Source organism: Candidatus Borrarchaeum sp., from assembly GCF_019058535.1.
In the GTDB taxonomy this organism is placed as follows: Archaea; Asgardarchaeota; Sifarchaeia; order Borrarchaeales; family Borrarchaeaceae; genus Borrarchaeum; species Borrarchaeum weybense.
In genome coordinates this window covers 1-24,645 of sequence record NZ_JAHPYX010000073.1, presented here as the reverse complement: position 1 = coordinate 24,645, position 24,645 = coordinate 1, and the positions used below count along the sequence as shown (strand labels likewise).

Sequence of the window (24,645 nt, the reverse complement as noted above, 5' to 3'; positions counted from 1 at the left end):
GTCTAATACCATAAAACGACCTGAATTAAGATATATGTTGCACTAGAAAACAAACACTTACTATAAAAAGTCTATTTTGGAAGATTAAAAAATTGTTCCAAAACATTGATGTAATAGATTGATGGATTTTTAATAATGAATATGGCTTAAATAGAGGGGTTCTCTTTACATGGTATTCAAAAATGTACCTGGTACAACAACAAAATGGTTTATTGATGTTCTAGAAGCGAAACCTGGTAGTCTTCACTCTCATATTTATGTGGGAATAAGAAAGGATGGAGAAGAAAAGCAAATATTCTTGGACTCAATAGCTTACCTTGTAGACTTGCTCGTGAGGGAATTTGAGGATGGACGAAACTTTATTGGGCTACCACCTTTAACGACTAAAAGGGCTGTAAAAACTATAGCTGACTATTTTAATCTTGGTGATGACTTCAGTAGTGACTTAGAGTATGAATATCTACGATTCATTAAAGAAGAAGGATTACCTGGTCCTTCTGTTATGATTACGGCACGTGAAATAACAGAAATCTATGAAAGATCTTCACAGTTAAAGAGCAAAATTTACGCAACAAAAGCAACCACTGATGAGGTTTTAGAAGAAGCAATGGAACAGCTAGAAAGTGAAGATGAAGATGCACAAGAAAAATAAGGGAATATTTCGCTAAAGAGAGGTTATTCTATGGTTTACAAGAAATTCCCCGGAAGTACACTACAATGGTCAATTAATCTCCCGGAAATAGGGAGTAGAAAGTTGAGGATGCATTGTCCTGTTTCTGTATTGATTAAAAGAAATAGAGAAGAAATGCATATTCTTATAGATTCACTCGCTCATTTAGTAGATTTACTCATTCGAGAATTCGATGAAGAGAATGGTCTTAACCTCATAGGAGTTCCTCCACTTGCGTTTAAAAGAGCCTTTATTTCTATTAGTGATTATTTTAGTCTAGATGATGATTTCATTTCGGAACTCGAATGGGAATATTTTAAATTCGTAAAAGAAAGCGGAATTGAAAGCCCTTTTGGGGTTATTACACCACACAGACTAGCTGATTTATATGAACGCTCAATGACGCTAAAGAAAAAACTGAGTGGAGAAGGATCCAAAGTGGATGATTTAAAGGATGCGATTACCATAATCGACACGCATATAAAAATGCTAGAATCATAAGAAAACCTCACAACTCAACCATTAAGGAACTTCTAACCGAAATTCTTTTCGAAGGTTTTTTACGGCTCCCATCATGTTTTTTAATTTTGCTAACGTTATATTGTAGGCAATTTCAGATGGAATAGCAAACTTTAGATTTCCAAACGCGCAGTCTGGGTCAATTATGAGATTTTCAATTCCATAGCGATTTGAAGCTTTTAATATCCGTGACCTAACGTCCTTTTCGGTTTCTACAGCACGTTGCCAAGGTACTTTCCCTCTTCGAATGTCCTCCAATAAAAGTGGATCAAAAACTGAAGCGAGGCATCCATAACCAATCATTTTATCATAACTTTCTAAATCCTGTTTTGTATATGCCTTTAGATTGTCAGGGTTGTTTACAAAATCGTGATCAAGATACAAGACATTATCAAGTTGAAGAAGTAGTTTAGAAATTGAAAAGATATCATCACATACATGTATCGAAGGAATAGCTCTGGATACTCCTTTAAAAACAATATCAAGGCACTTAAGTGCAAAATCTTCCTCTATCGCGAACTGAGCTATAGCGAAGTTCAAAATATGTTCATAAATAGTGACTATTGCGACCCCTTCTTTATCAATATCATAAACAATTTTTTTGATTATATAAGCTAATTTCTCTACAATATCTGGCATTAAAAGTGCGGGCATATCTGCTATTTTAATAAAATATGCCAGAGTAAAAGGACCAGTAACATAGACTTTTATGCCATCTATTTTTGTGTTAAATCCAGCATTCTCAATATAATTTTTAGTCCATATTAACTCAGGAAGAACAAAAGGTTCACGAGGAGGGATAAGATCTCCTATAACGTGTGTAATTCCGTTTTTTATTTCGATCCCACAATTTTGCTCTGCTAAAGGTTCCAAAAACATCAGACTCATATCTTCGAGCTGGGGTACTATCGGAAAGTCAATTTCTAAAGATATTTGATCAAAAAGAATCTGTTCCATATTAGCTTGAGTTTTATCTAAAGGAAAGCTATCCACAATAGTTGTTTTCAATTTCCCATGCAGGTCACTAGAGTTTCTTTGTTGTATCATTCGCAGGTTCCTCAGTTTCATTCGTCAACACTGCATATCAAACCATGATAAAAACATAGTAGGATAGGCCCCCAGGAAAAAACAACTGGTAACTCAATTAATAGAAGTTCATTAGAAATCTCCACTCCGATATTGAAAAAATAGAAAAGAAGGGGTATCGAAACGATCCATATAAGCAACAATAATGTCGAAAATTTATATCTTTTTGATAAATCAAGGAGTAGCAGTAATAACGATTTAATTTCTGTGAGAATATATTTGAGTTCTATAATTAGTTTCGTTTTAATATTTTCAGTCATCTGAGGTTTCCCCTAAACCATGATAAAGATCGGTAGATACTGTCCTGAATACATCTTCTAACTATAAGAATGAATCTAACTAGACTCATTCAAAATTCGATCTTATCATTTTGGGCTGTATATTAAACAAGTAATAAACTGAAAAAATAGTGCATGAGAAAATATAGAGAAACATACTTTCATTCGTTTTCCAGTTCTAAGCCTGATGTAGGTTTGAAATAATTTGCTATCATATGATAAAACGTTTTAATCTCTTTGAATAAATAGTTAAAAAAGAACCTCGCATTATCATATAGCTGAATACCTACAACGCTCTCTAAAATCTGTTTTAATGTATAAACGATTATTGTAATTGTACTAATAAAAGCTCCAATGCCAATAATGCTTACCGTTATGTTAAAACCGCTGAAACTCAGTATTCCACCAAAACCAATAAACTGAAGCATATTTCTCGCCTTATTTAATGGTCAGGTTGTTTTAACGTATTAATTTTAATTAAATATTTTGGTAAAACTGTTCGTACAATTCCCCTCCCCTTGTTAAGTAGTTGGTTACTTTGTATCTTATTAATCTTCTTGCCCTGATAATTCTCCGTAGAGTTCTGCTGCTTGCTCTAAGACGATTCGCAATTGAGTGATTTCAGGATTCTTATCAAGAAGTGCAGGTAAAATACATATGAGAAAACGCCGTGCAAGACGAAGTGATGGACTTTTTAAAATAGTTTTTTGAAAGGAATTCTTAAAATAGTTGATTCCTGATTTAGAAATCTTAATTGAATTGTTAGCGTGATGAATAATCAGGTTTGAATGAATCAGTGAATGTAAATGATTAGAAAAAGCATCTTGATTGGGAATTCCATAAATAGATTCTGTCCCTAAAATACATTCAATGAATTGAACTATTTCGTATAATTCGTTCTTGGTTAAAATTCGCCCCTCAACTAAAGAGAGGATGAAGAGTATCTCATCTTTTTGCGAGAGTTTACCGTTAGATATTAAATTCGGATCTAGTTCTTCTTGTGATTCTATAAAGCTTGATAGCGCTATCTGTCGAAAATTTGGTTCCCTTTGTGAATAAGCTGGTGTCTTCAAATATTTCAAATTCCTAATTCCTTTATTTCCTGTTTAAAGACTTTTATCGGTTGCTTATATATTGACGGAGAGTTGGGTGAAACTGAAAACAACTTCTATTATCAATCCTAGAAAGGATGTGTCGGTTTTTTTTGGTACTAGCGAATAAAAAACGATGAGATGCGTTAAGACAACTTATTATAACTTAATGTTTTCTATCTTCTTTGTTAACAATTTAATAAGTCATTAAAACTAATAATAGTGAAATTTTTTTTCTTACAAATACGATTGGGTGGAGTTTTTTATTAAACCTACATTTGTGAACTACCTCACGCTAAAGCAGTGAGGCTTCCTGTTTCTGCGACCATACTTGCCTCAACATAGGCTATCTGGTTCAGATAGTCCAACGTTAACGTAGAGGTATTAGTCTCCGCAGGCGTAACTTCGGTAGGTCCCCTACCTAGCATTCTATGCCCTTCGTGTTCTATTACACAACTGCTGTTATAATCACGATCTATCACCAGACCACAATGATGACACACGTAAGTACGTTCGGCTAAACTCATGGGGCGCTGGTGACCGCACCGCGAACAGGTCTTGGTGGAGGGGAAAAAACGGTCAATTTCCACCGGTGTTTGCACCTTTATTTCAAGCATGCGAATTATTCCACCGAGGCTGGTTGACAGCATTCTTCTACCCCACAGGCGTTGCCACGAGCGTAAATTCTCGTTTTGATAACATATCATTTGGAAATTAGTACACAAGAAATGAACTAGTTTATTGCGAATGTCTCGTTTAATATTGGTAGTTTTGGCGTAGGCTTTGAGTAATTTATATAGCGTTTTCCACCAGTTCTTACTGCGATACTGCTTACGACCTAATTGTTTACATAATTGCTTTATACGGCGCGTAACTGGTACTTTGTATTGTATACGTATCCCGTTCGAAAGCGATAACTGGTTTTTTACCCCAAAATCAATACCAATTGACTGTGCTGGCACTACCATCGCCGGACTGTGTTTTCGCGGAGTATAGGTAGTTATGGCCACGTAATAATCACCATGCTGGTGAAGGAGCGTAGCATTGGCACATTCACAATTAGGCGGCAACTGTTCCAATCCGTTGACACGCAGTTTTTGCGGTATCTTTTGAAACTGCATATATTTGCCGTTGATAAGCTTGTAGGTATTGCCGTACTGCTTGAGCGGGATGGAATCCACATGGGACTTAAACTTCAAGCGTCCAATCTTGTGACCCTTAGTTTTCAGACGCGCTAAGCCGCGTATATTCTGTTGGGTGCGTGTTATAATACTTTGACGCATGTGTGACGATAACTGCCTCAATTGGCGTCGCTCAAAGTGGTCTTTAACCTTCACTGGCACGACTGTTATTTTATCATCGATGGAAAATACGTTAGGATGGCCAACGCAAAAATTGTACAGCCATTTCGCCTCCAAAAATAAGAGTTTTAAGCGAGTTAATGAGTCTTGGTTTAAATGCGAGCGGTCTAGCTTGACGGTATACACCCGGCACTTCATGTGTTTACGCCGCTCCTTAGTGTCCTTTAAAGTAGCTTTGATCTGCTGGTTCTTTGTTAACATGACACAAATGCTCCGAACAACTTATAATAACTCGTTAATAATATACAACACAATCGCTCACTTTTTGTACTCCAACTGTTTTTATAAACACAGCATAAATTCTCACAAAGTTAAAAAATAGCCTATCCTTACACCATTTATCCCCAAGCTAAAGCAATGGGGCTTACTTGTGTCTTAACGATGTAAGGTTGAAAAATTATATTAAGGAAATTCTCCTAACATAAAGAAAAGAAATCATAATAAAAAATTAATGAGGTCATAGACCATGTCTAGTAATGACGTTAAAATCAATGTAAGTGAAATACAGGCTGAAAAACCATATGTACTAATTGGACTTCCTGATGTTGGCTTGATAGGGGTCATCAGTGCATCCCAATTAATTAAATCTCTTAACATGAAACCAATAGGGTCTATTGACTCAGAGCAATTACCTCCCATCGCTGTTATCCATGAAACGATACCTATGGCTCCTCTAAGAGTATATGGTGCCGAGAATGTCATCCTTGTTGTTAGTGAAATTCCGTTACCTCCTACTCTTATACGCCCATTCTCAAAAGCAGTAGTGAACTGGGCAAAAAGATTGAACCCAACTGCTGTTCTCTCTCTCGCCGGTATTCCAGTACCCAACCGGATGGATATTGAACAACCTGGCATATATGCTGTCTCATCAGGAGGACCTGCAGCAGCTATTCTTGGGGATTTAGAGTCGATACAAGTTCAAAAACTTGAAGAAGGTTTTATGGCAGGACCATATGCTTCTATACTTAATAACTGCATAACAGAGGCTGTGCCAAATATAACGTTTCTAGTTCAGTCTCATATGAATTATCCTGACCCAGGAGCTGCTGCCATATTGCTGGAAACTGTCGCAAAATTCCTGAATGTCACAGTCGATGTCGAACCATTGCTTGAACAAGCAGAAGAAATCAGACTTCGAATGAGAGATACAATGAGACGGACTAGCGACACCATGCAACAAGTTGATAAAACACAAGAATACGAAATTCCCGCTTTCTACGGCTAAGGGGGTGTAAGAATGTCAAAAAAATCAAAATCCATTGTAAGAATGATGGATGAATTATTTGAAAGGATGGAAAGTTCCATAAATGAAATTCTAAGAAAAGGCTTCCTGAAACCCTCTTTTGATTTACGGCACTGTTGCCTAGAGCCACTTATCGAGATTAGTGAAACCGCTGATAACTTAATCGTCGTTTATGATTTGCCTTATATTCGCTCGCCAGACGACATTGAGATCAAAGCTACGCCAACTTCCTTAGAACTAGACGCACAATTTAAAGAACCAGTAAAACTCGAAAAATGGGGAACTGTTCAGAAGGAGACAGAGTTTAAGCATTATCATCACGTGATCAGGAAACTGCCTGTGGAGGTTGTTCCTGATAAAGCAACATCTCGATTTAAGCAAGGGTTACTGGAGATCACTCTTCCGAAGGTTAAGCCTCATAAAATTAAGGTTGAATGAGGTCTATCCGACAAAACCTCTTTTTTTAATTTCATGTCCTCATGGCGGACGTATATAAAACTACTTGTTATTCAATAGGAAAAGTAACACCTATAGTTTTCTTAAATAATGCAGAGCATTTATATTGCCTCTTAACCAATAACCAATAGAATCAACATTGATCCTTTAAAAGATGAATTTCTCAATAATCAAGAGGTTAAGTAGTTGGAAGAAGAGCTACCAGTTTGGTGCCAATTAAGAAAAATACCTATGCAACACTCTCCGGAAGATGCAATAGAGTTTGCAAAAGGAAGGATAGATAGATTTGCAAGACGTCAGTTCTGGAATGTTAGAGGAGCTGAAGGTAAAGATTTACTTGCAGGACATATCCTTCTAAGGGTTGCTGTTGCCACAGATCCAAGACTTAGCGCTTGGCTAGTAGAATTTGAAGGCGATCTTTTTGATTATCGATTTAGAAAGGCGTCATTCTCAGATATTATCACAGTAATGCGCTATTTTCTTGGAAACGATAATATTATGCTACTCAAAGACCTTGAAGAAAAAATTGATATGCAAATAAAAAAAAGATATTCACTGATTGAGATCGGAGAATATTCAAAATACATCAAAAGAAGCACAATAACTCGTGATGGACGTATTACTATTAAAAGAGAGCGACAGAATGTTACACTTCCAAAAGGTTTAAGAAAATATGTTGGTGTTCACTTTACAAAAGTTCCAACAGTAGTGGGTAAAAGACAGGTTCTATTGCTAAAAGGATGGGCTATTGCCCCTATTTTTGTCTTTCGAGGAACTATTAAACGTGCATTTGAAACTGAATTAAAAACTAAACTTGAAGGAATTCAAGATCAAATTAAATCTGATAAATCTCTTAAACCGATTATACGAGAACTTAGAGACCATATTAAAATAAATGAAAAAGCTTTTGTAAAGAGATTTGAAACAGAAATTAGTCCTACTGGGAGACTTTATCAACGTTTTGATCTGTTTCCTGAGTGTATGAACCAATTAATCTCCATCCTCACCGAAAAGGGTCACTTAGGACATGGAGAACGCTTACAACTAGGTCTTTTTTTAAAGAAACTAGGAATGCCATTGGAAGAGCAAAAACACTTCTGGTATCAAAAAGCTGTTGATAACATAGGCTTGACGTTTGAAGAATTTGATAGCAAAGTTGGTTATACTATTGATCATCTTTATGGACAGGCAGGTGGTGGGACGGATTATGAAGCCCCGAAGTGTGAGACGATTATAACAAGTTATTATTGTGCATTCGCCCAAAAAGCTGCAGATGAGATTATGAAAAGGATACAAACTGAATTCGAAGAAAAGGATAAACCAACAAGATTTAGTCAAGTTTTAGATGACTTAATGGTAAATTTGATGAATAATGAACCACGAAATGCGTGTGCAAAACTTTTCGAATTAAGGTACGGCAAAAGAGCCAAAAAAATTGCGCATCCCATTGGCTATACTCTTTATGCAGCAAAAATCCTAAAGGAGAAAAAGGAAAAGAAAACCGAAGAGAAAAAAACTACAAAAGCTGAAGTAAATGCAAATGCGAATGAAAATGAATGAAAAATAATTCATATTTCAATTTCAATTTCCGGTTCAATTTCCTTGTTCATTCAATTTTTTTAGAAGACCTAATGCCTCTGGGTAATTAGGATCCAATTCTAATGCTTTTTCTACGCATTTTTTGGCTTTTTGGTTATCTTTTAGTTTATCATAGGCAACAGCTAGTTCATACCAGACTTCTACATCTTGGTGATCGATCTCAACTACTTTCTCAAAGCAATCAATGGTCTTTTGATAATCTGCCAATTTCTTGTGCGCAATCCCCATGTAATACCATACATTGATATTCTGCGGTTTTTCCTTTATAATTTCTTCGTAGCATTCAATTTCTTCAGTTGTCTGACCTAGTGAGCGGTAAGCAGATGCCATGTTAGACCTCGCTTGTGGATGATGAGGGTTAATCTCCAGTGCTTTCTCGAAGCACTCAATGGCCTTCTGATAGTCTTCCAGTTTATTATAAGTAGCCCCCATATTATTCCATGCGTTAGAATAATGTGGATCAATTTTAACTGCGCTTTCAAAACTTTTAACTGCGTTCTGATAGTCTTCTAATTTATAGTAGTCAATACCCATGTTGTACCAGGCTTTTTTATATTGAGGGTCGATTTCTACGGTTTTTTCATAGCATTCGATTGCTTTAAGTAGATCACCTAAATCTTCATAGGTGATACCCATATTGTACCACGTTTCCACATTCAAGGGGTCAATTTCGACTATTTTCTTATTACATCTTAGAACATTTTCGGTATCATCCAGCATGCTGTATGCTTTTTCTAAGATATCCCACGCTTTTGTATCGGAAGGATCCAACTTGACACCTTTTTCGAAATACTCTTTGGTTTTTTGGGGATTGTTCAGTTTAAAGTAGGCAAGTCCCATGTTGAACCACGCCATAACGTACAATGGGTCGATTTCGACAACCTTCTCAAAGTATTCAATTGCTTTTTCATAATTTTCTAAGGGGTGAATATAAATAGATCCCATGTTATTCAAAGCTGCGATGTTGTTTGGTTCAATTTCAAGAGCTTTTTCATAGCAATCTATTGCCTCTTCAAGATAGCCTAAGTTACCGTACGCTACTCCCCTGTTATACCAGGCGTTGATATTATTAGGATCTATATCAGCTATTTTTTCACAACATTCGATGACTCTATGATAGTCCCTTAACGCATCGTAGGCGGAACTCATGAGAATCCATGCATTCATATTTTGAGGATCTAGCGTCACTGCTTGTTCATAGCACTCAATTGCTTCTTGAAATTCGCCTAATTTATCATGAGCGGCTCCTAAATAATACCATGTCTTGCTATCAGGATTGATTTCTACAGCTTTTTTAAAGCACCCAATTGCTTTTTGAAAATCTCCGGATTCTGCATGATCATGTCCAATGTTAGACCATTCTGAAGCGGTTTTCCCCTCAATTTTGTCTGGCATTTGAATCTCCTAATTTCCTCATATAATAATGACACATAAACCTTTTCTACGTGCTAATTATAGATCATGCTCTGAATCCTCTATTACAAATTCTAAAAGAAAATGGGACAATAAATTATAATCAAGAAACGGTGTTAAAGATGTAAACGCAGATTAAATGGTAGCCTTAATTTGCACCGGCTATTCTTGCGTTGTTAATCTTAATAGAAGGTATTAATACACCTGCTTCTTCTCTATAGTCCTGCGATATATCAGAAATACCATTTAATAAATCAAAAACATGAATTCCAATCATTGCATTTTTAATAGGATGTTTTATTTCACCGTTTTCAATAAGGAACGCCTCTGATAAGAGTCCTGAGAGTCTTCCACTTACAGGGTCTGGTGAATCATGTAAAGCCAAAATAAAAACTCCTTTCTTTGTTTCACTTATTAGTGTGTCAAGGCTATGCTTACCAGGTGTTATTCTTAGATTATTACATGAAATTTGTGGCAATGTGTTATATCCAAGTCGCATAGAGTTTCCAGTACTTGTTATAGAATCTTTTTTAGCAGTATATGTGTCATAGAGATAGGTACGTAATACCCCCTTTTCTATGATTTTTTGACGAGTTTTTGGATTTCCTTCTCCATCAAATGGCAAACTCCTAAACCCTGCTGCAACAAGTCCATCATCAATAACTGTGAGCTGTTCCGAAGCAATAGTTTTTCCTTTCTTATCTACTAAATATGTCCGCTTTTGTTGGACTGCATCTGCGTTCGCAGCAACTCCAACAATGCTGAAAAACAGCGGATAGATCGCATTTTGGAATAAGATAACCGGAACACTCATCGTCTCTATTTTTTTACCCCCAAGCATATCACAGGCTCGTTTAGCAACGGTTTCCCCTAACCATTGTGGTCTTAGATTTTTAAGTTGTCGACTACTTGATAAATCAGAATTGGTAGCCACTTCACCTTCGGTGTTTTTTGCAACTGCTGAAGCTGAAAGCATTCCAATCGTGCTATCTGAACTGCATTCACTACCAAGCGAATTCATTAGTACACGTTGTTCCCGTGTCATACTAACAGTCCCATCAAGTACAACAGAACTAGCATTACAAAGCCCAGCATCTATAATCTGCTGCCCTAAATCTATTACTTCTTCAGCTGAACTATTCGCAATGTGATCATCATATAGTTCTTGTACATTTGGGAGCGGTTTCGGATCAGGTAATGACTCAAAATCAGGATCTGGGCTACCTAATCTCATTGATGATACGGCTGCATTAACTATCCTTTCAATTTCATCCATCTCATTAAGTGAGGCCGCATATGAGAAACCATATCGACCTGCATTATCGTAAACTCGCACAGCTATACCACTGTCTTCAATATTACTTACAGTTTTTATTGCATTTTTAGCGAATAATAATCTTTGACTAATTACCTTTTGTGCAAAAATCTCTGTTTGGTATACTTTACTTGTTGCAAATTTAAGAGCCCTTTCTGCACTCGCGAATAAATTGTCCACAGTATCACCAGCCAGCCAATGTGCAATAAAACCAGAGTTTTTAAATATTTATTTACTTTATGACACAATCATACAACGTTGTATGTGAGGCATATGTGCTTTGAGTGTTATTTATTAGCCGTTGTCCCCCCACAAGCAGGGCCTATTAGCGATTTTCTTAATTTCATCTATTGGGTCGGCTCACTTGTCTGCTTCCAATGGGAAGTTGCAACTTTTAGAGTTGGAGCATATTATTTACCTGTATGCTCTGGATGTTTAGGAATTTATGCTGGCGCGTTGATTGGTTTTGCAAGCCTTCCAAGATTGTCTAATCTGTCAAAACAATTATTTCAACTTAGATTTGCAATCCCTCTAATGTTACCTCAATCAGTCTATTTCTTTATCTTGAATTTTGAGCGGTTCTTCCTTCATTCCTATCCGATTCCAGGAATAAAGGAAATCTATTTTGTAATGGGATTGCTTTTCGGTTTTGTTTTATGCAATATTGCTTTTAGACTCGCCCTAATAGAAGATGAGTTTCACCCCGCCGTTGATCAACATCTTACCAGATTTGTAACATATTTAGGCTGGTTATTTCTTCCTGGCGTTTTAATAGGCATTGTCAGCATAATGCTTGGACTTGTTTTACTTGGATATGCAGTTGATATGCTTCTTCTGGTTCTAGGAAGTCTTTCTTTTCTTTTAGGATTAGGAATTCTTCTAGTTTTAATAGTAGGCTTCTCTCTTCGATTTGCAGTGGGTTTATTCAAGACTTCTTATGATTATTTTACGCAAGATCGCTCTAATTGATCTATATGCAAATACCCGTGTTTCTTTTTATCTAAAAAAACTCTGGACAATCATATACACGTTCAAGTTTTTTAGAAGCTAATGCTTTGCAGTTTTATAAAAAAAGATTTCACAAACCTTATTCAGCGTAGCAATCCTGCTCGCTAGATAACGTCGTTTTCGACAAAAAGGTATTACTCTGTTATAGCTTTTTGTATCACGCATCGGTGTTTAAATCAGCGCGCGCGATTGTATTGACATAATGCTGTCTATAGCTCTATAGAGTAATCAAGAGCTATATAATAAAGTGGACATTTTTCTTGTAAAAAAAGGCTTAAATAGTTTTAACTATAAGGTATGGATGGCAACTTGTGATCGGTAAAGAACCTTAGACGGAAAGAAAAACTGACACAAAGAAACATGGTGAAGAATCGGCCCTGAACTATGAAGTAAGTGTGTACGGCCGGACAGGATTCTGGAAAGATAAGGGGAAGATCGAGAATGAGCCTTAGAGGAAAAATCAAACTAAGGTGAAGTGTAAGCCGTAGCACGAAAGTGAAACGGTTGTCGACTGAGAGGTCGAAAGCACGCGCGACGTAAAAATCGCGTAACCTGGAGCGAGGAAACCAAAAAGGCACAGCGGGTTGCCACTTTTCTTTTGGGATGTTTTTTTAACATCCTTTTTTTTTGAAAACAGCTAAATAGTCAAGTTAAGATGTCGCTGATGATAAGCGAGCAGCAGAGTTCTTTATGAATTATTTTAAGGTCAAGTGACTGTGCTTCTTCTACACCCGCATCGGTGATATAAGCAATTCCGTTTATTCCAGCTCGAATTGCGAGAATGTCAGTTTCTTCCTTGTGATATCCCTTTGGTCTGGCACAGCCTAACATAACTGGCTTATCCTGAAAAGTCAAACGTGCTATAGTGATAATTTTGGCAATGGTTTCAGGTGATGGTGGCGTGACATTCTCCATTGGTGTTCCTTCTAGGGGCATTAATGCAACTATCACAATGGCATCAGGGTCATATTTAGACAGCATTTCTAATGCATTGATTTCTCCGTCTAGAGTGCCGTAATTGAGACCAACGACGACATGTGGTACAATTGGAATGTTAAATTCCTTAAGAAGTCTAATAGATTCTTCATATTTCTCGGGTGTTGCGTTTATATGGTAAACTGTTTCAATTGTGTCTTGACTGGCGATCACATCAAGCATAGCGGCATCAATATGTGAATCTGCAAGAATTTTCGCGGTTTCCTTGTCGATAAGTCCTGTATGAACAACGACTTTTAATCCAAAACGTTCTTTTATAACTTTTAGAGCATTTGTATACTTTAAAAGAGGGACAAATCCGTGTTTATTTGCGCCTCCACTAATTAAAACACCCTTAGAACCCTTTTTGCTAAGTTCTTCACATAATTGAACTAATTCATCAGGAGAGCGTGCGGGTTTCATTGATTCTAGAATTTTAGACTGACAGTGATCGCAATTAAGAGCACATGCAGTTCCTGTAATACTTATAGGCACAAAGGCGTTCGGAGATTCCTGCTTAAAACTTTCAATCTCATAATGAACTATGTTGGGAGCATAATTCCATAACAGGTTTCCAAAGTTTTTTCTACGAAGATTAAAAGCATTTTCCATGTATTTTTTAAGTTCTGAGGAACTAGAGTTCAGAATCATCTTTGCTTGCGACATTGAAAACAGTGATTTAGAAGTGATAGGCGCACATCCTCTTGTTTTAAAAAACTGAATGAGTTCGGGAATTATGATATCGGGATCGAATAAAACTATTTCCTTATATCAAATGAAGTGAACTACCTCACGCTGAAGCTGTGGTGCTTTCTTGCTTAGTTATCGTAAGTGGGTTATAAGAGAATCAAAGTATATTTCTCCTTAAATCGGCTATAGACTAATTATTGCTCTTTATTCAGTTTCAACAATCATTTTATTAGAAGAGAATAACTTTAGTGTCAAGGCTGATGATTGTCTTTTTACCGATATACATTCTATTTTTTGTATTAAAAGAAGCAAAGTATCTAGTTAGAACTAAATGGAGGTAAAATCCATGAAAGAAGTAAAGATTCAGTTACCGGTTAAAGATCTTCCAAAAAGCTGGTATAATATTATACCTGATCTTCCACAACCGCTTCCACCACCTAAAGAACCTGAAACAGGACCTTCTCGACTTGAATTTCTCTCTAAAGTCATTGTTAAAGAATGTTTAAAACAAGAGTTTTCAGATCAAAGCTGGGTACCAATACCTGAGGAATTAAGAGAGTTATATATACAGGCAGGTAGACCAAGACCACTACGTCGAGCTAAAAGACTTGAAAAATTACTGAAAACTCCAGCACATCTTTATTGGAAGAGGGAAGATTTATCACCAACAGGAAGTCACAAAGTCAACACTGCACTAGCCCAGTTATATTATGCAGTACAAGAAGGTGTAGAAGGAGTAGTTACTGAAACTGGTGCTGGGCAATGGGGTACTGCATTGTCCTATGGTGCAAGTTTGATGGAATTACCATGTGTAGTTTTTTGGGTACGTAACGTGCATGATTGGAAGGTCGATCGAAGAACTCTAATGAAAATGTATGGCGGTGAGGTTCATCCTTCGCCAAATCAGTTAACTGAAGTCGGCAGAACTATTCTCAAAGAAAATCCAGATCATCCAGGGTCGTTGGGTATCGCAATTTCCGAGGGGTTAGAATATGCTGAAAAACATGATGGATATGCGTATTCTCTGGGAAGCGTGCTAAATCACGTACTGATGCATCAAACAATAATCGGTCTCGAAACAATCGAACAATTCAACATAGTAGATGAACAACCAGATCTGCTAATAGGCTGCTTCGGAGGTGGATCGAATTTCGGTGGTTTCACATTACCTTTCATTGGGGAAGTATTAAACGGTAAACGAGAATGTGAATTTCTTGCATCTCAGTCTTTGGCAGCACCAAACATAAGTCAGGGTGAATACCGCTATGATTTTGCAGATCACGCAGGAAAAACACCTTTGTTGAAAATGTACACCTTAGGTCACGATTCAAATATGCCACCAATATTCGGAGACGGTCTCCGATACTCTGGAGCATCACCAATTCTAAGCCTATTGAGAAATCTAGGACATATTAAAACAAGAACCTACCCTGTAGACGAGAAAGACGTATTCGAGGCTACACGGACATTCCTTCAAACAGAAGGATTTTTACCTGCACCAGAATCCTCTTATGCTATCAGAGCCATGATTGATGAAGCGATAGAGTGTAAGAAAACCGGCGAGGAAAAAACCATCGCCTGTAATGTCTCAGGGCATGGATTTCTTGACATCTTTGGCTATAAAAGTGTGTTAAACCTGTAAATAAGTAGAACGGTTTTAATTACAAAACACTTTTTCTTTTTCTATAGAATTCGCAATTCAAGACTTGCAAATCAATTCTGTTTTTCTTCAGTTTTTTCATATTCTGATTTGATTCAAATTAATACAACGTATTCTAAGTTGCGAATTTTACCGACATAAATTTTTCTGTCTTGAGAAGTTTTCTAGCCTGATAAAGTTTAAGAATACACAGCACATATATGTTACGCAACGTGGGAGAACTCGAAAATGAGTCAAACGGACAATAAGATCCGATTATCTACTAAATATAAGCAAGCGATCGAAGAACCAACAAAAGTAAAAAGAGCAAAAGAAATTATTGGATATTTAAATTTATTAGTAGATGAAGCAAGAAAGATGAGAAAGGACAAAGATCTCGCTTATAAATAATAGAAATTAGTTTTGAAAAGTATTACAGTGAGCTAGTTATCATCAGATACAAGTTCTGCATCTGATGAATGCAATGAAACACGATCTGAAAAATCACTCAGTTGATGTTGTATACGTTCTAGTTCTTTTTCATTTGGTGAATAGGGGAAATTTCTACATTCGCCAATATATGCTTGATAAGGTGTAGAATTCGCATAAGGTCTAGTACATGCAACGCGTAGAGTAGAACCTGGGCAACCGCTTGTCATAAATGGTATGCCTGTTTTGACTATTTCTTTTAGAAATTGTTCTGGGATTCCAAAATCGATAAGTCCTCCCTCATTATCAAATTTCATGTTTTCGACACGTGCTTTCTTCTCTTCAATAAGAAATCTTGCTAATTGCATTCTTCGATACTGTCCGATTGGGGGTTGCTCTCTATTTTCTAAAGGAGAACCAGGTTCTGGGAAAAATGAGAAAAGATGTATGAGAACTTCACGATCCGCGGCTTGTTGAAATATTTTTGCCATTTCTTCTTCTGTTTCCCCGAGTCCTACGATTAAGTGTATCCCAACATTTTTACTTTCAAAAACCTGGAGTCCCTCTTGAATAATCTTCCAATATGTTTCCCAACGATGTGGTCCTCGTATATCTTTCCCTCTAAATTTATCAAATAATTCGGGAGTGGCGGCGTCGATAGCGATACCTAACTTATCAACGCCCGCATTTTTCAAGGCTATAAGCCAGTCCTTATTAACGATAGTAGGCGTGATTAATCCAGAAACTAATAACCCTGTTTCATTTTTGATTCTTTTTGCGATGATGATAGTATCTTGGAGGGCTCTTTTATTTGTGAGCATTGAAATACAAACGCGTTCTACGTGAGAGCATTTCTCTTTCGAATTTAATTTCTGTATTATTGTATTAAGGTCGTGGGTTGGCCATTCAACTCTGATAAAAGATTTATCTTTATGAAGTTCGCTTTCACATTCTCTTACGAAACTTAAACCACAGTAAGCACATCGCGCAAAGCAGCCTTCTTCGTAGGTCAATAAAAGGTTCACACACGGTAATGTAGCGTCTTTATAAAATGATCCTGATTTTAGACCAAGTGTCATCGCTGCGGCAAGGCTCATTTGAAGATATTCAGGTGATTCTTTTGATACTGTGTCTTCAATCTCTTGAGATGCTGCTTTGTCCATAATAAAGCCCTCTTTGAAAGTACTTCACTAGATATTTCAGTTTCATTAAGAATATATGCAGACATAAAAAAGTTTATCATAACTACATATCAGACAAATCCTTAAGAGGCTATGCGCTAAGACATACAAAATTTCACACATTTCATAGCAGAACAGCGAGGTAAGAACATGGATACAGGTGAAAACAGCAGATTTTGGCGTCTATTGGATACAGGTGTACTTACTGGTGCTGAAAACATGGCTCTAGACGCAATATTACTTCAAGAGCGAAATGGAGTTAATAGCTCCAATATCTTCAGATTTTTACAGTTTTCACCTCCCGTAGTTTTGATTGGATATCACCAAACCGTGGCTCACGAGGTCAGAGTAAATTACTGTAACTCAAAGGGCATTGATATTAATCGTCGAATTACAGGTGGTGGCGCTATTTTTTTTGATGAATCTCAAGTAGGTTGGGAATTAGTTTTCAATAGCGAGGATTTAGACGTAGGAAGAAATCTTGAGGATATAACAAAAAAAGTCTGTGAAGGGGCAGTCAGAGGTCTTCAAAAATTAGGTCTAAAGGCGGAATTTAGACCTAGGAATGATATTGAGGTTAACGGCAAGAAGATATCTGGAACAGGGGGAGTTTTTGAGGATAATGCTTGTCTTTACCAAGGAACTTTGTTAGTTGACACTGATATGGAAATGATGCTTAAAGCATTGAGGATCCCTATAGAAAAACTAACTAAACGAGGAATTGAATCTGCTAGAGATCGTGTAACCTGTCTTAAGGAAGAGTTAGGAACTATCCCACCTCTTGAAAAAATTAAAACGGCTTTGCTACAAGGTTTTTCTGAAGAACTTGGTATACAATTCAGACCTGACTCGCTTACTTCTCATGAACGATCTTTGCTTCAAAGTGAACTTGTTGAAAAAAGATCTGATGACTGGAAAAACCTGATAGTTGAACCTAAAAACTACAGTCAAATGTTACGATCAATATACAAAGTAGACGGAGGTCTATTAAGGCTAAATCTTCATGTTGATGCAAAAATGCGTTATATTAAGCAAGTTTTAATAACAGGAGACTTCTTCGTTGATCCAGCGAGGACGGTTTATGACTTAGAAGCTTGTCTTAAAAACACACCAATTGCAGATCTAAAGGAGAATCTCCACGAATTTTTTGTAGAAAAAAAGCCGAGATTTTTAGGTTTATCTGAAGATGACATCTATCAAGCAATCAACGAGGCACTTGAGAAACTAGAATATGTTGGTCTTAGCATAGATGAGGCCAATTCAATATTTGTCGTTAATGATTCATTTAGAAATCTATTGAAAAATAATACGGTTTTACTTCTGCCGTATTGTGCTAAGCTTCCAGATTGCGAGTTTAGAAACGAAGACTATTGTGCAAGATGTGGAGGCTGCAGCATAGGTGAAGCTTACGATATTGGTCAAGAAAAGAATCTGCGAGTTATAAGTATCTGCAGTTTTGAGCATCTTGTTGAGACCTTTAAACAGCTCCAAAGTGAAGGTATTCAGTCATATATAGGTTGTTGTTGCGAAGCGTTTTTCGAAAAACGGCAGAAAGCATTTCGAGAATCTGGGCTCGGCGGTTTACTAATTGATATCGATTCATCCACGTGCTATGAACTCGGTAAAGAGAAAGAAGCGTATGAGGGCGTATTTGGTCATCAAACAGACCTAAAACTTGATCTATTAAAAAAAATCATTGAAAACGTTAGAGTTCGCTCATAATGGCAATTCCAACAGAATGTGAAGTATTAGTAATTGGCGCTGGACCCGCTGGAAGCACTACTGCCAGTAATATTGCAAAAGACGGAGTAGATGTTGTTCTTATTGATAAAAGAAAAGAGTTGGGCGTGCCAGTGCAATGTGCTGAACACATACCTTTTCAAGTTGCTTATTTTACTGATTCAAAAAAGGAAATAATTGCACAGAAAATTAACTACATGCATACAGTTATGCCAAACGGTGATGTAACCATTACTGAATCCAAAGGATATATTATTCACAGGGATTTGTTTGATAAGCACTTAGCTGAGAAAGCGAGGAAACTGGGGGTATATATTTTTCCTAATACAGAAGCGTTAGGCTTCCATAGAGACAAAGTCAAAATACGTGAAGGAAAACAGGAACAAATTATTTCTCCAAGAATAATTGTAGATGCGAGTGGTCCAAAATCTGCGATGGGAAAAACTCTTGGAATATATAACACCACATATATTTATGCAAATCAATTTTTAATGCCACTGAGAGAAAAAAGGGACTTTACAGAGGTTTATTTTCGAAAGTACATACCTGGAGGCTATGGTTGGGTATTTCCAAAAGATGATGTATGTAACGTTGGAGTTGGTGTAAGTCTTAAGTTTGGAATACCACCACGAGAGGCATTAAAGAATTTTGTTAAAGAACTGGTAAAACAAGAGATAATCCTTGATCAAAGATTAGCTATAGTCGCTGGAATAATCCCTGCAGGAGGAATGCTACCTCTTCAAAAGGAAAATATTCTATTTGTTGGAGATGCAGCCGGACAATGTCACTCAATAACTGGTGCCGGTGTACCATTTGCTCTGCTTTGTGGACAACTTGCTGGAAAATATGTTGTGGAAGCGGTTCAAGAAGAAGATTTAGAAATTTTAAAAGATTATGAAGAGGAATGTATTGACTCTTTTGGCGATTCACTCATGCATGCAGTAGAAAAAAGAAAATTCTTTGAATCATACTGGAATAATCCCCAGCATGATTTCAATGAAATGGTAAAAAAAACGTGGGTTGTCTTCGAAGATTATTATAGTTGAATGTTATTCTGAAAGTTTGTCGAACATATTTTTTCCCACAAAGCAAACTGGACAGAGCCAGTCATCAGGAATGTCTTTAAAAAGAGTACCAGGATCAATTCCGTTGTCGGGGTCACCCTTTTCTTCGTCATAAACATAATCACATGCTAAGCAAGCCCATTTAGCCATTATATTACCTCCGTACTTGGATGGTATCTTCATTTTTTCGCTTTTATATTTCGAATGGATTTTCGCTTAAAAAATTTGAGGATAGTTCATAGCTAATTCTTTACATATCATTTGCATTGAACTAAACTACATATATAGAAGACTAATGCGGATGAATTCACTAGAAATTATAAAATCTGTTTTTGAGTCTATTACTTGTGAAATGATACTTAGGCTTTCTAGCACTGTCGTGCATTTAGAAAGGAGTTAAACGTCATTGATCCATAATATATTCCTAATTAAGGATGGCAACTGTATTTATAGCTATAGAACTGGAACTAAAAAGAGTTTAGACTCAAATCTAGTGAATGGGCTATTAGAAGCCATATTCGGCATGGGGGAAGTGTTCTTCCAAAAGAGAATTAATAAGATCATGTTCCAAGAAATTCGTACAATATTTCGAGCCTTAAGTAAGAAACTAATTCTCGGAGTTATTGAGGATATAGATACAGATAATGAAGTTGTTGAGGTGTTACTTAAGAAACTCTCAGAAGCTCTTCGTCAAGTCATTTTAATTCTTGAATATGATGGAATTAATCATTTGACAATGACACAAATGCCCTCCCTAAAAGATGAACTGGAATATACCCTTCGGAGAACCCTTCTTAAAATTCCCTGTCCATTTTTGAAAAAAAGATGGTTTAGAAAAAGATGTACCTTTGTTGATAAACCTCTTAAACGTTCATGTATCTTTTGTAATTTATACGAAATCAAGAATTGTCCATACTTGCAAAATGACCAGTTATGGCAATTTTATAGAACTCCTTTTCAATTTAATAATGGTGTTCAGTTAGAAGAATCGGTGAAACAATTAGGAAGATGGAAAAAAACCGAAAAATTCAGCCTCCATATTCTCGAAACAAATAATGGAACCAATGCTATGGATCTTAGATCGAAACTAAAAGCATATGAAATTTTTGTCTCTCCTAGAAAAGCGCTCGAAATAATGTCTAAGTTAGAGGAAAAAGGGTTGTTATTGCGAGATTCGCCACCTATTCACGAATATCACTAGTATTTTTTATTTAGTAACTAAGTCTTCTTAACTGATTCTCCAGCTAAATAGTCAATGTTTTAAGCCATTCTAACTGTTGATTCAGTTTTGTTCGTGTTTGAGTTTCTTTCTCATCGAATTCCAATTAAAAGAGTCTCAAAATGATTTCATAGTTCTTTGAGATCTGAGAGTTCGTATGCGCTACCTTCGATGCAGTAGTACTTCCAGCGGAGATTCATCATCTTTGTGAGGGGGCATTGGTCACAAAGACAACCCTTTTGCTCTTGTATCCTGTCACTTTTGCCGATGGTACAAAAGACGAGTTGGTATTCTTCAGTCTCCGCGTAACTGGGACATTTCCCGCACATACACATATAGGCTACTTGCTCGGCGTTCTGTTTCGCTAACTCAGGTGTCCATGTTCCTTTTGTAAGTGCTTTATATTTTTCTTCAAAGGTAGTTGCTTTATAGTACTCTTCGTCTGCCATTTTATACACCAAAATCTAAAGTGATTCTTAAACTCTATCCATTTTTAAGTATATCAGATTTTGATAAAAAGGAATCATAGTTTTTCTTGAGTCTTTTCTCATTTTAACTTCCCACAGTTTTTTAAGCATTAAGATAAACTTCAATAGAGAAATCAATTCATTATTGACTGATCATTAGAATTTGATTGTTTTAATGACCTGATATCTCCTTATATCAAAACCTGAATCCGTTTCTTATATTTTTTTTGCATTAAAAATAGCTGAATATAGAAAAAATGGTTAGGCCAAAAAGCTGTCATTTTAGTCAAATTAATATGTACCTTGGTGTAAAACATAACGATATATTTGATAAAATAAATTCAAGGCGTCAACTTAGAATCAAATAGAAAAAGCTGGTGACACATTTGATTATAAAGAAGATAGAGGAGAATTTGGGAAAGAAGGATGGGACACATAGATTAGTTGGCTTATGGGATTCAATTCTCCTAGAAGGTCAGGGGACAATACCACATTACCATGAAAATATGGAAGAGATCTATTATATTATCTCTGGGCAGGCACTTATGACCATCAATGGAGATACTGAGTTAGTCGATGAGGAAGATATAATCTACATAGCGCCCAGAAAGAATCATAGTATTCGACAAACAGGCGACCTACCACTACGCTATATCACAGTCTCGATTGATATCAGAAAAAATCCGCGTATACCATCACAAAGTCACTATATTTAACTTCTTTTAATTAAGACTGCCTAAAACTGCCTACCTTTTAATTATTTTGATTTTTGCGATTTATGAATCCTATTGAAAATCTTTTTAAGTGTGAGATTAGAGTAGAAAAGATATATCATTTTAACCTGCAATTTTATATGACGCATCTCCGCGACTATTGTAGGATGAAATCCAAGCATTTGGAGGATAGAATTTATGAAATTTGCAGATTGGGCGTATAAAATTCCAGAATCTGAAATTCGTCGTCTCCTGAGGTTCAATGTAAAATATTATTACGCAGGAGGCAAGCCAGGTGTACTTCCTACTGAAATTATAGCTAAAATTCTTAAGAAAATTGGAGAAGATCAGCTTAAAAATATTGAGGATGGTCGAGAACAGGAAGTTGCCGATATTTATAATTATGGAGTCACTGCTGGAACGGATTTTTTTAGAAAAACCCTTGCTGAAAGACTTCGTAGAGAAGGAATTGAAACTAATTGGGAACAGTTAATGATCACGACAGGATCTCAGCAAGCAATTTATTTAGTTCTTGATACATTAATTGATCCCGGGGATGTCATAATTACGACTCGTCCAGCATACTTAGGCTTCCTCGGGCCAGCTGGAAAACTTGGCGCGAATATTATTACTGTACCCACTGATTTGGATGGCATTGTCCCCGAATATGTTGAGAATGCTATCGAATTATCAGAGAAAGAATTCGGGAAAAAACCTAAAATGATTTATTTAGTTCCAGATGGTGACAATCCAAAAGGCACTAATCTCCCAGCAAAAAGAAGACAGGCACTTTTTGACGTCGCAGAAGCACAAGATGTCTTGATTATCGAGGATAGCCCATATAGAAACATTCATTTCAAAGGAGAAAAAGTTTTTCCCATTAAGTCATTAGATAAAGAGAATCAAAGAGTTGTTTATCTAGGAAGCACAACTAAGGAAGCTATGGCCGCACGGGTTGGTTATGCACTCGCACCAGAAGAATTAAGAGAAAATATGATAAAAGGTAAGGGATTTTTAGATCTGTGCACACCGCTGATCATGCAAAGGATTTTGGACGAATATTACCGCAATTATATTGATGATATGCTCCCGAAGATTAACTCAACTTATGAAGCTCGAGCAAAAGCAATGATTGAAGCAATGGATGCTACATTCCCTGCAGGAGAACGTACAGATCCAAAGGGCGGCTTTTTCATATGGTGGGAATCTGAGAATAAGAACTTTAATGCAAAAGAGTTCCTTGAACGGGTAGCTATGCCTAATGAAGTACTATTCGTACCTGGAGAAGCCTTCTATCCACTTGGAGGTATGGCTTATTTGCCAGACAGCAACTCGCTACAACCAACTGTTGCAGAAACGCATGAATTGAGATTAAGCTATTCTTTCAAAGATGAAGAGAATATTCGTGAAGGTATTCCACTCCTTGGAAAATTGCTAACTGAGGAACTCGGGTAAACATCCTCTCTTTTTAATTCTTTTTTCATACATTTTAGTTAGTTACATTAACGATCATCTCGCACTCAAGCAGAAGTGACTACTCATTTTTAGAATAATCGCTCTTGTCTTGATTTACAGTGACATCCTTCACTAAAGCTTTACTTTGTCTAAGAATGTCTGCAGTATTTAGCTTGACCATTTTTTTGCGAGTACCTCCACCCGCCCAAATGAACTCATTTTCTAAGACTAAGGGATCGATCACAGTCTTTAAAGGATTTCTATGCCCAATTGGCGGGATGCCTCCTGTGGGATACCCTGTGATCTGTTCAGCTATTTTTGGACTTGATGTTTTTGCTTTTTTTAAATTAAGAGCGCGCTGAAGTTTCTTGCGAGAAACATGCTGATCTCCTCGAACAATTGCAAGAAGGGGCAATTTATTTTCAGCAATAAAAACTATCGATTTAACAATCTTTTCTAGCGGAACATTAAGCGATTTAGCAGCGGCTTCTGCAGTATGTGTCTCTTTTTTTTCGAAGAATTCGAATTCAACTCCTGAACGTATTAGATACGCTTTTAAATTCATTTTCGATCCCTAAAGCAATATTCATTAATTTAAATTTGTTTTCGATTAGTTTATACTTCAAAATCTCTTTATTTATAACTTTTAAAGAAATTGTGGGTTGCGAATTGTCATAACTACTAATCAAAACTATGTTAAAAGGCACGATCACTATAGAAATCTTTATTTTCTTAACTAGAACTAATTGAGAACTAATTTTCTAGGTTATATTTAATTAACAATAGCCTTGAAATCATTATCCAAAGATGAATTTCGAAGAAGGTCTCATATTGAAAACTGATGGCCATGAAACACTGATTAACTTTATTAGGCGCACGCTACTGAAAAAAGAGCATGTCATCCTCGTAACTATTTTGGCTGTAAATTTTGCATTGAGACTTTATGGCGTCATTGTTAATGTAGACCATTTTTTTCGTGAAGCTACTTTCGGCATGGCTGCATGGAGGATAGTTGACGGTGATCTTCCTTACCG

26 protein-coding genes are annotated in these 24,645 nt (G+C 36.5%); 14 read left to right on the top strand and 12 right to left on the bottom strand.

The features are described from left to right. Window positions 1-169: 169 nt before the first annotated feature. Both QVB70_RS04025 and QVB70_RS04020 read left to right on the top strand, forming a co-directional pair. The gene (locus tag QVB70_RS04025; RefSeq protein ID WP_287583638.1) at window positions 170-652 is read left to right on the top strand and encodes a hypothetical protein; all 483 of its coding nucleotides are present in this window, start codon (window positions 170-172) and stop codon (window positions 650-652) included. Window positions 653-682: 30 nt separating this feature from the next. Next, window positions 683-1,171, top strand: coding sequence for a hypothetical protein (locus tag QVB70_RS04020; RefSeq protein WP_287583637.1), 489 nt, complete (start codon window positions 683-685; stop codon window positions 1,169-1,171). Between the two features lie 21 nt (window positions 1,172-1,192). Here the strand turns inward: QVB70_RS04020 and QVB70_RS04015 are convergent, their stop codons facing one another. From QVB70_RS04015 to QVB70_RS03995, 5 genes are all read right to left on the bottom strand, one after another. After that, the gene (locus tag QVB70_RS04015; protein ID WP_287583635.1) at window positions 1,193-2,236 is read right to left on the bottom strand and encodes a hypothetical protein; all 1,044 of its coding nucleotides are present in this window, start codon (window positions 2,234-2,236) and stop codon (window positions 1,193-1,195) included. 17 nt (window positions 2,237-2,253) lie between these two features. Beyond that, window positions 2,254-2,535 (bottom strand): hypothetical protein, encoded by a 282-nt coding sequence (locus tag QVB70_RS04010; RefSeq protein ID WP_287583632.1) that lies wholly within the window; start codon window positions 2,533-2,535, stop codon window positions 2,254-2,256. A 179-nt stretch (window positions 2,536-2,714) separates the two neighbouring features. Then, window positions 2,715-2,981, bottom strand: coding sequence for a hypothetical protein (locus tag QVB70_RS04005; protein WP_287583630.1), 267 nt, complete (start codon window positions 2,979-2,981; stop codon window positions 2,715-2,717). A 120-nt stretch (window positions 2,982-3,101) separates the two neighbouring features. After that, window positions 3,102-3,635: a hypothetical protein gene (locus QVB70_RS04000; RefSeq protein WP_287583628.1), complete on the bottom strand. Its 534-nt coding sequence runs from the start codon at window positions 3,633-3,635 to the stop codon at window positions 3,102-3,104. Between the two features lie 299 nt (window positions 3,636-3,934). Continuing rightward, window positions 3,935-5,143, bottom strand: coding sequence for a transposase (locus QVB70_RS03995; RefSeq protein ID WP_287583640.1), 1,209 nt, complete (start codon window positions 5,141-5,143; stop codon window positions 3,935-3,937). A 328-nt stretch (window positions 5,144-5,471) separates the two neighbouring features. Here QVB70_RS03995 and QVB70_RS03990 point away from each other — a divergent pair, with 328 nt between their 5' ends. From QVB70_RS03990 to QVB70_RS03980, 3 genes are all read left to right on the top strand, one after another. Then, window positions 5,472-6,230, top strand: coding sequence for a proteasome assembly chaperone family protein (locus QVB70_RS03990; RefSeq protein WP_287583627.1), 759 nt, complete (start codon window positions 5,472-5,474; stop codon window positions 6,228-6,230). Window positions 6,231-6,242: 12 nt separating this feature from the next. Further along, entirely contained in the window at window positions 6,243-6,686 is a 444-nt protein-coding gene (locus tag QVB70_RS03985) for an Hsp20/alpha crystallin family protein (RefSeq protein ID WP_287583624.1), read from the top strand. Between the two features lie 204 nt (window positions 6,687-6,890). Then, window positions 6,891-8,264 carry a hypothetical protein gene (locus tag QVB70_RS03980; protein WP_287583622.1) on the top strand — a complete coding sequence of 458 codons (1,374 nt, stop codon included), beginning with the start codon at window positions 6,891-6,893 and terminating at the stop codon, window positions 8,262-8,264. 33 nt (window positions 8,265-8,297) lie between these two features. Here QVB70_RS03980 and QVB70_RS03975 read toward each other — a convergent pair whose 3' ends face one another. Together QVB70_RS03975 and QVB70_RS03970 are read right to left on the bottom strand one after the other, a co-directional pair. Beyond that, the gene (locus tag QVB70_RS03975) at window positions 8,298-9,698 is read right to left on the bottom strand and encodes a tetratricopeptide repeat protein (protein WP_287583620.1); all 1,401 of its coding nucleotides are present in this window, start codon (window positions 9,696-9,698) and stop codon (window positions 8,298-8,300) included. 166 nt (window positions 9,699-9,864) lie between these two features. Next, complete coding sequence (locus QVB70_RS03970) at window positions 9,865-11,211, bottom strand: TldD/PmbA family protein (RefSeq protein ID WP_287583618.1); 1,347 nt, start codon at window positions 11,209-11,211, stop codon at window positions 9,865-9,867. 93 nt (window positions 11,212-11,304) lie between these two features. Between QVB70_RS03970 and QVB70_RS03965 the strand changes: the two genes are divergently transcribed. Next, a complete protein-coding gene (locus tag QVB70_RS03965; protein WP_287583616.1) occupies window positions 11,305-12,000 on the top strand; it encodes a hypothetical protein in 696 nt (231 codons plus the stop codon). Between the two features lie 684 nt (window positions 12,001-12,684). Here QVB70_RS03965 and QVB70_RS03960 read toward each other — a convergent pair. Beyond that, a complete protein-coding gene (locus tag QVB70_RS03960) occupies window positions 12,685-13,680 on the bottom strand; it encodes a radical SAM protein (RefSeq protein ID WP_287583614.1) in 996 nt (331 codons plus the stop codon). A 370-nt stretch (window positions 13,681-14,050) separates the two neighbouring features. On the opposite strand from QVB70_RS03960, the gene QVB70_RS03955 reads away from it, so the two are divergent. Together QVB70_RS03955 and QVB70_RS03950 are read left to right on the top strand one after the other, a co-directional pair. Then, window positions 14,051-15,346, top strand: coding sequence for a TrpB-like pyridoxal phosphate-dependent enzyme (locus QVB70_RS03955; protein ID WP_287583611.1), 1,296 nt, complete (start codon window positions 14,051-14,053; stop codon window positions 15,344-15,346). 246 nt (window positions 15,347-15,592) lie between these two features. Then, window positions 15,593-15,754 (top strand): hypothetical protein, encoded by a 162-nt coding sequence (locus tag QVB70_RS03950; RefSeq protein ID WP_287583609.1) that lies wholly within the window; start codon window positions 15,593-15,595, stop codon window positions 15,752-15,754. A gap of 32 nt (window positions 15,755-15,786) precedes the next feature. Here QVB70_RS03950 and QVB70_RS03945 read toward each other — a convergent pair whose 3' ends face one another. Then, on the bottom strand, window positions 15,787-16,935 hold the full coding sequence (locus QVB70_RS03945; RefSeq protein WP_287583606.1) for a radical SAM protein: 1,149 nt from the start codon (window positions 16,933-16,935) through the stop codon (window positions 15,787-15,789). A 168-nt stretch (window positions 16,936-17,103) separates the two neighbouring features. On the opposite strand from QVB70_RS03945, the gene QVB70_RS03940 reads away from it, so the two are divergent. Together QVB70_RS03940 and QVB70_RS03935 are read left to right on the top strand one after the other, a co-directional pair. After that, the gene (locus tag QVB70_RS03940) at window positions 17,104-18,675 is read left to right on the top strand and encodes a DUF116 domain-containing protein (RefSeq protein ID WP_287583604.1); all 1,572 of its coding nucleotides are present in this window, start codon (window positions 17,104-17,106) and stop codon (window positions 18,673-18,675) included. Continuing rightward, window positions 18,675-19,739 (top strand): NAD(P)/FAD-dependent oxidoreductase, encoded by a 1,065-nt coding sequence (locus QVB70_RS03935; protein WP_287583602.1) that lies wholly within the window; start codon window positions 18,675-18,677, stop codon window positions 19,737-19,739. The genes QVB70_RS03940 and QVB70_RS03935 overlap by 1 nt, the downstream gene beginning before the upstream one ends. A 3-nt stretch (window positions 19,740-19,742) precedes the next feature. Here the strand turns inward: QVB70_RS03935 and QVB70_RS03930 are convergent, their stop codons facing one another. Then, the gene (locus tag QVB70_RS03930) at window positions 19,743-19,907 is read right to left on the bottom strand and encodes a rubredoxin (RefSeq protein WP_287583600.1); all 165 of its coding nucleotides are present in this window, start codon (window positions 19,905-19,907) and stop codon (window positions 19,743-19,745) included. A gap of 256 nt (window positions 19,908-20,163) precedes the next feature. Between QVB70_RS03930 and QVB70_RS03925 the strand changes: the two genes are divergently transcribed. After that, complete coding sequence (locus QVB70_RS03925) at window positions 20,164-20,958, top strand: hypothetical protein (protein ID WP_287583597.1); 795 nt, start codon at window positions 20,164-20,166, stop codon at window positions 20,956-20,958. Window positions 20,959-21,104: 146 nt separating this feature from the next. On the opposite strand, the gene QVB70_RS03920 is transcribed toward QVB70_RS03925, so the two are convergent. Further along, window positions 21,105-21,425, bottom strand: coding sequence for a DUF2769 domain-containing protein (locus QVB70_RS03920; protein WP_287583594.1), 321 nt, complete (start codon window positions 21,423-21,425; stop codon window positions 21,105-21,107). 404 nt (window positions 21,426-21,829) lie between these two features. Here QVB70_RS03920 and QVB70_RS03915 point away from each other — a divergent pair, with 404 nt between their 5' ends. Next, the gene (locus QVB70_RS03915) at window positions 21,830-22,159 is read left to right on the top strand and encodes a cupin domain-containing protein (RefSeq protein ID WP_287583591.1); all 330 of its coding nucleotides are present in this window, start codon (window positions 21,830-21,832) and stop codon (window positions 22,157-22,159) included. Between the two features lie 195 nt (window positions 22,160-22,354). Then, window positions 22,355-23,611 carry a PLP-dependent aminotransferase family protein gene (locus tag QVB70_RS03910; protein WP_287583589.1) on the top strand — a complete coding sequence of 419 codons (1,257 nt, stop codon included), beginning with the start codon at window positions 22,355-22,357 and terminating at the stop codon, window positions 23,609-23,611. Between the two features lie 79 nt (window positions 23,612-23,690). Here the strand turns inward: QVB70_RS03910 and QVB70_RS03905 are convergent, their stop codons facing one another. Next, window positions 23,691-24,176: a YbaK/EbsC family protein gene (locus QVB70_RS03905; protein WP_287583587.1), complete on the bottom strand. Its 486-nt coding sequence runs from the start codon at window positions 24,174-24,176 to the stop codon at window positions 23,691-23,693. Window positions 24,177-24,442: 266 nt separating this feature from the next. Between QVB70_RS03905 and QVB70_RS03900 the strand changes: the two genes are divergently transcribed. Further along, window positions 24,443-24,645, top strand: a 203-nt coding sequence (locus tag QVB70_RS03900) for a hypothetical protein (protein ID WP_287583584.1), incomplete at its 3' end; no start/stop codon positions are given.

Excerpts from the sequence above, each read along its gene's own strand:
- QVB70_RS04025 (WP_287583638.1), top strand. The coding sequence starts at position 170 with ATGGTATTCAAAAATGTACCTGGTACAACAACAAAATGGTTTATTGAT.
- QVB70_RS04020 (WP_287583637.1), top strand. The coding sequence starts at position 683 with ATGGTTTACAAGAAATTCCCCGGAAGTACACTACAATGGTCAATTAAT.
- QVB70_RS04015 (WP_287583635.1), bottom strand. The coding sequence starts at position 2,236 with ATGATACAACAAAGAAACTCTAGTGACCTGCATGGGAAATTGAAAACA.
- QVB70_RS04010 (WP_287583632.1), bottom strand. The coding sequence starts at position 2,535 with ATGACTGAAAATATTAAAACGAAACTAATTATAGAACTCAAATATATT.
- QVB70_RS04005 (WP_287583630.1), bottom strand. The coding sequence starts at position 2,981 with ATGCTTCAGTTTATTGGTTTTGGTGGAATACTGAGTTTCAGCGGTTTT.
- QVB70_RS03995 (WP_287583640.1), bottom strand. The coding sequence starts at position 5,143 with ATGAAGTGCCGGGTGTATACCGTCAAGCTAGACCGCTCGCATTTAAAC.
- QVB70_RS03990 (WP_287583627.1), top strand. The coding sequence starts at position 5,472 with ATGTCTAGTAATGACGTTAAAATCAATGTAAGTGAAATACAGGCTGAA.
- QVB70_RS03985 (WP_287583624.1), top strand. The coding sequence starts at position 6,243 with ATGTCAAAAAAATCAAAATCCATTGTAAGAATGATGGATGAATTATTT.
- QVB70_RS03975 (WP_287583620.1), bottom strand. The coding sequence starts at position 9,698 with ATGCCAGACAAAATTGAGGGGAAAACCGCTTCAGAATGGTCTAACATT.
- QVB70_RS03965 (WP_287583616.1), top strand. The coding sequence starts at position 11,305 with ATGTGCTTTGAGTGTTATTTATTAGCCGTTGTCCCCCCACAAGCAGGG.
- QVB70_RS03960 (WP_287583614.1), bottom strand. The coding sequence starts at position 13,680 with ATGTCGCAAGCAAAGATGATTCTGAACTCTAGTTCCTCAGAACTTAAA.
- QVB70_RS03955 (WP_287583611.1), top strand. The coding sequence starts at position 14,051 with ATGAAAGAAGTAAAGATTCAGTTACCGGTTAAAGATCTTCCAAAAAGC.
- QVB70_RS03950 (WP_287583609.1), top strand. The coding sequence starts at position 15,593 with ATGAGTCAAACGGACAATAAGATCCGATTATCTACTAAATATAAGCAA.
- QVB70_RS03945 (WP_287583606.1), bottom strand. The coding sequence starts at position 16,935 with ATGGACAAAGCAGCATCTCAAGAGATTGAAGACACAGTATCAAAAGAA.
- QVB70_RS03940 (WP_287583604.1), top strand. The coding sequence starts at position 17,104 with ATGGATACAGGTGAAAACAGCAGATTTTGGCGTCTATTGGATACAGGT.
- QVB70_RS03935 (WP_287583602.1), top strand. The coding sequence starts at position 18,675 with ATGGCAATTCCAACAGAATGTGAAGTATTAGTAATTGGCGCTGGACCC.
- QVB70_RS03930 (WP_287583600.1), bottom strand. The coding sequence starts at position 19,907 with ATGGCTAAATGGGCTTGCTTAGCATGTGATTATGTTTATGACGAAGAA.
- QVB70_RS03920 (WP_287583594.1), bottom strand. The coding sequence starts at position 21,425 with ATGGCAGACGAAGAGTACTATAAAGCAACTACCTTTGAAGAAAAATAT.
- QVB70_RS03910 (WP_287583589.1), top strand. The coding sequence starts at position 22,355 with ATGAAATTTGCAGATTGGGCGTATAAAATTCCAGAATCTGAAATTCGT.
- QVB70_RS03905 (WP_287583587.1), bottom strand. The coding sequence starts at position 24,176 with ATGAATTTAAAAGCGTATCTAATACGTTCAGGAGTTGAATTCGAATTC.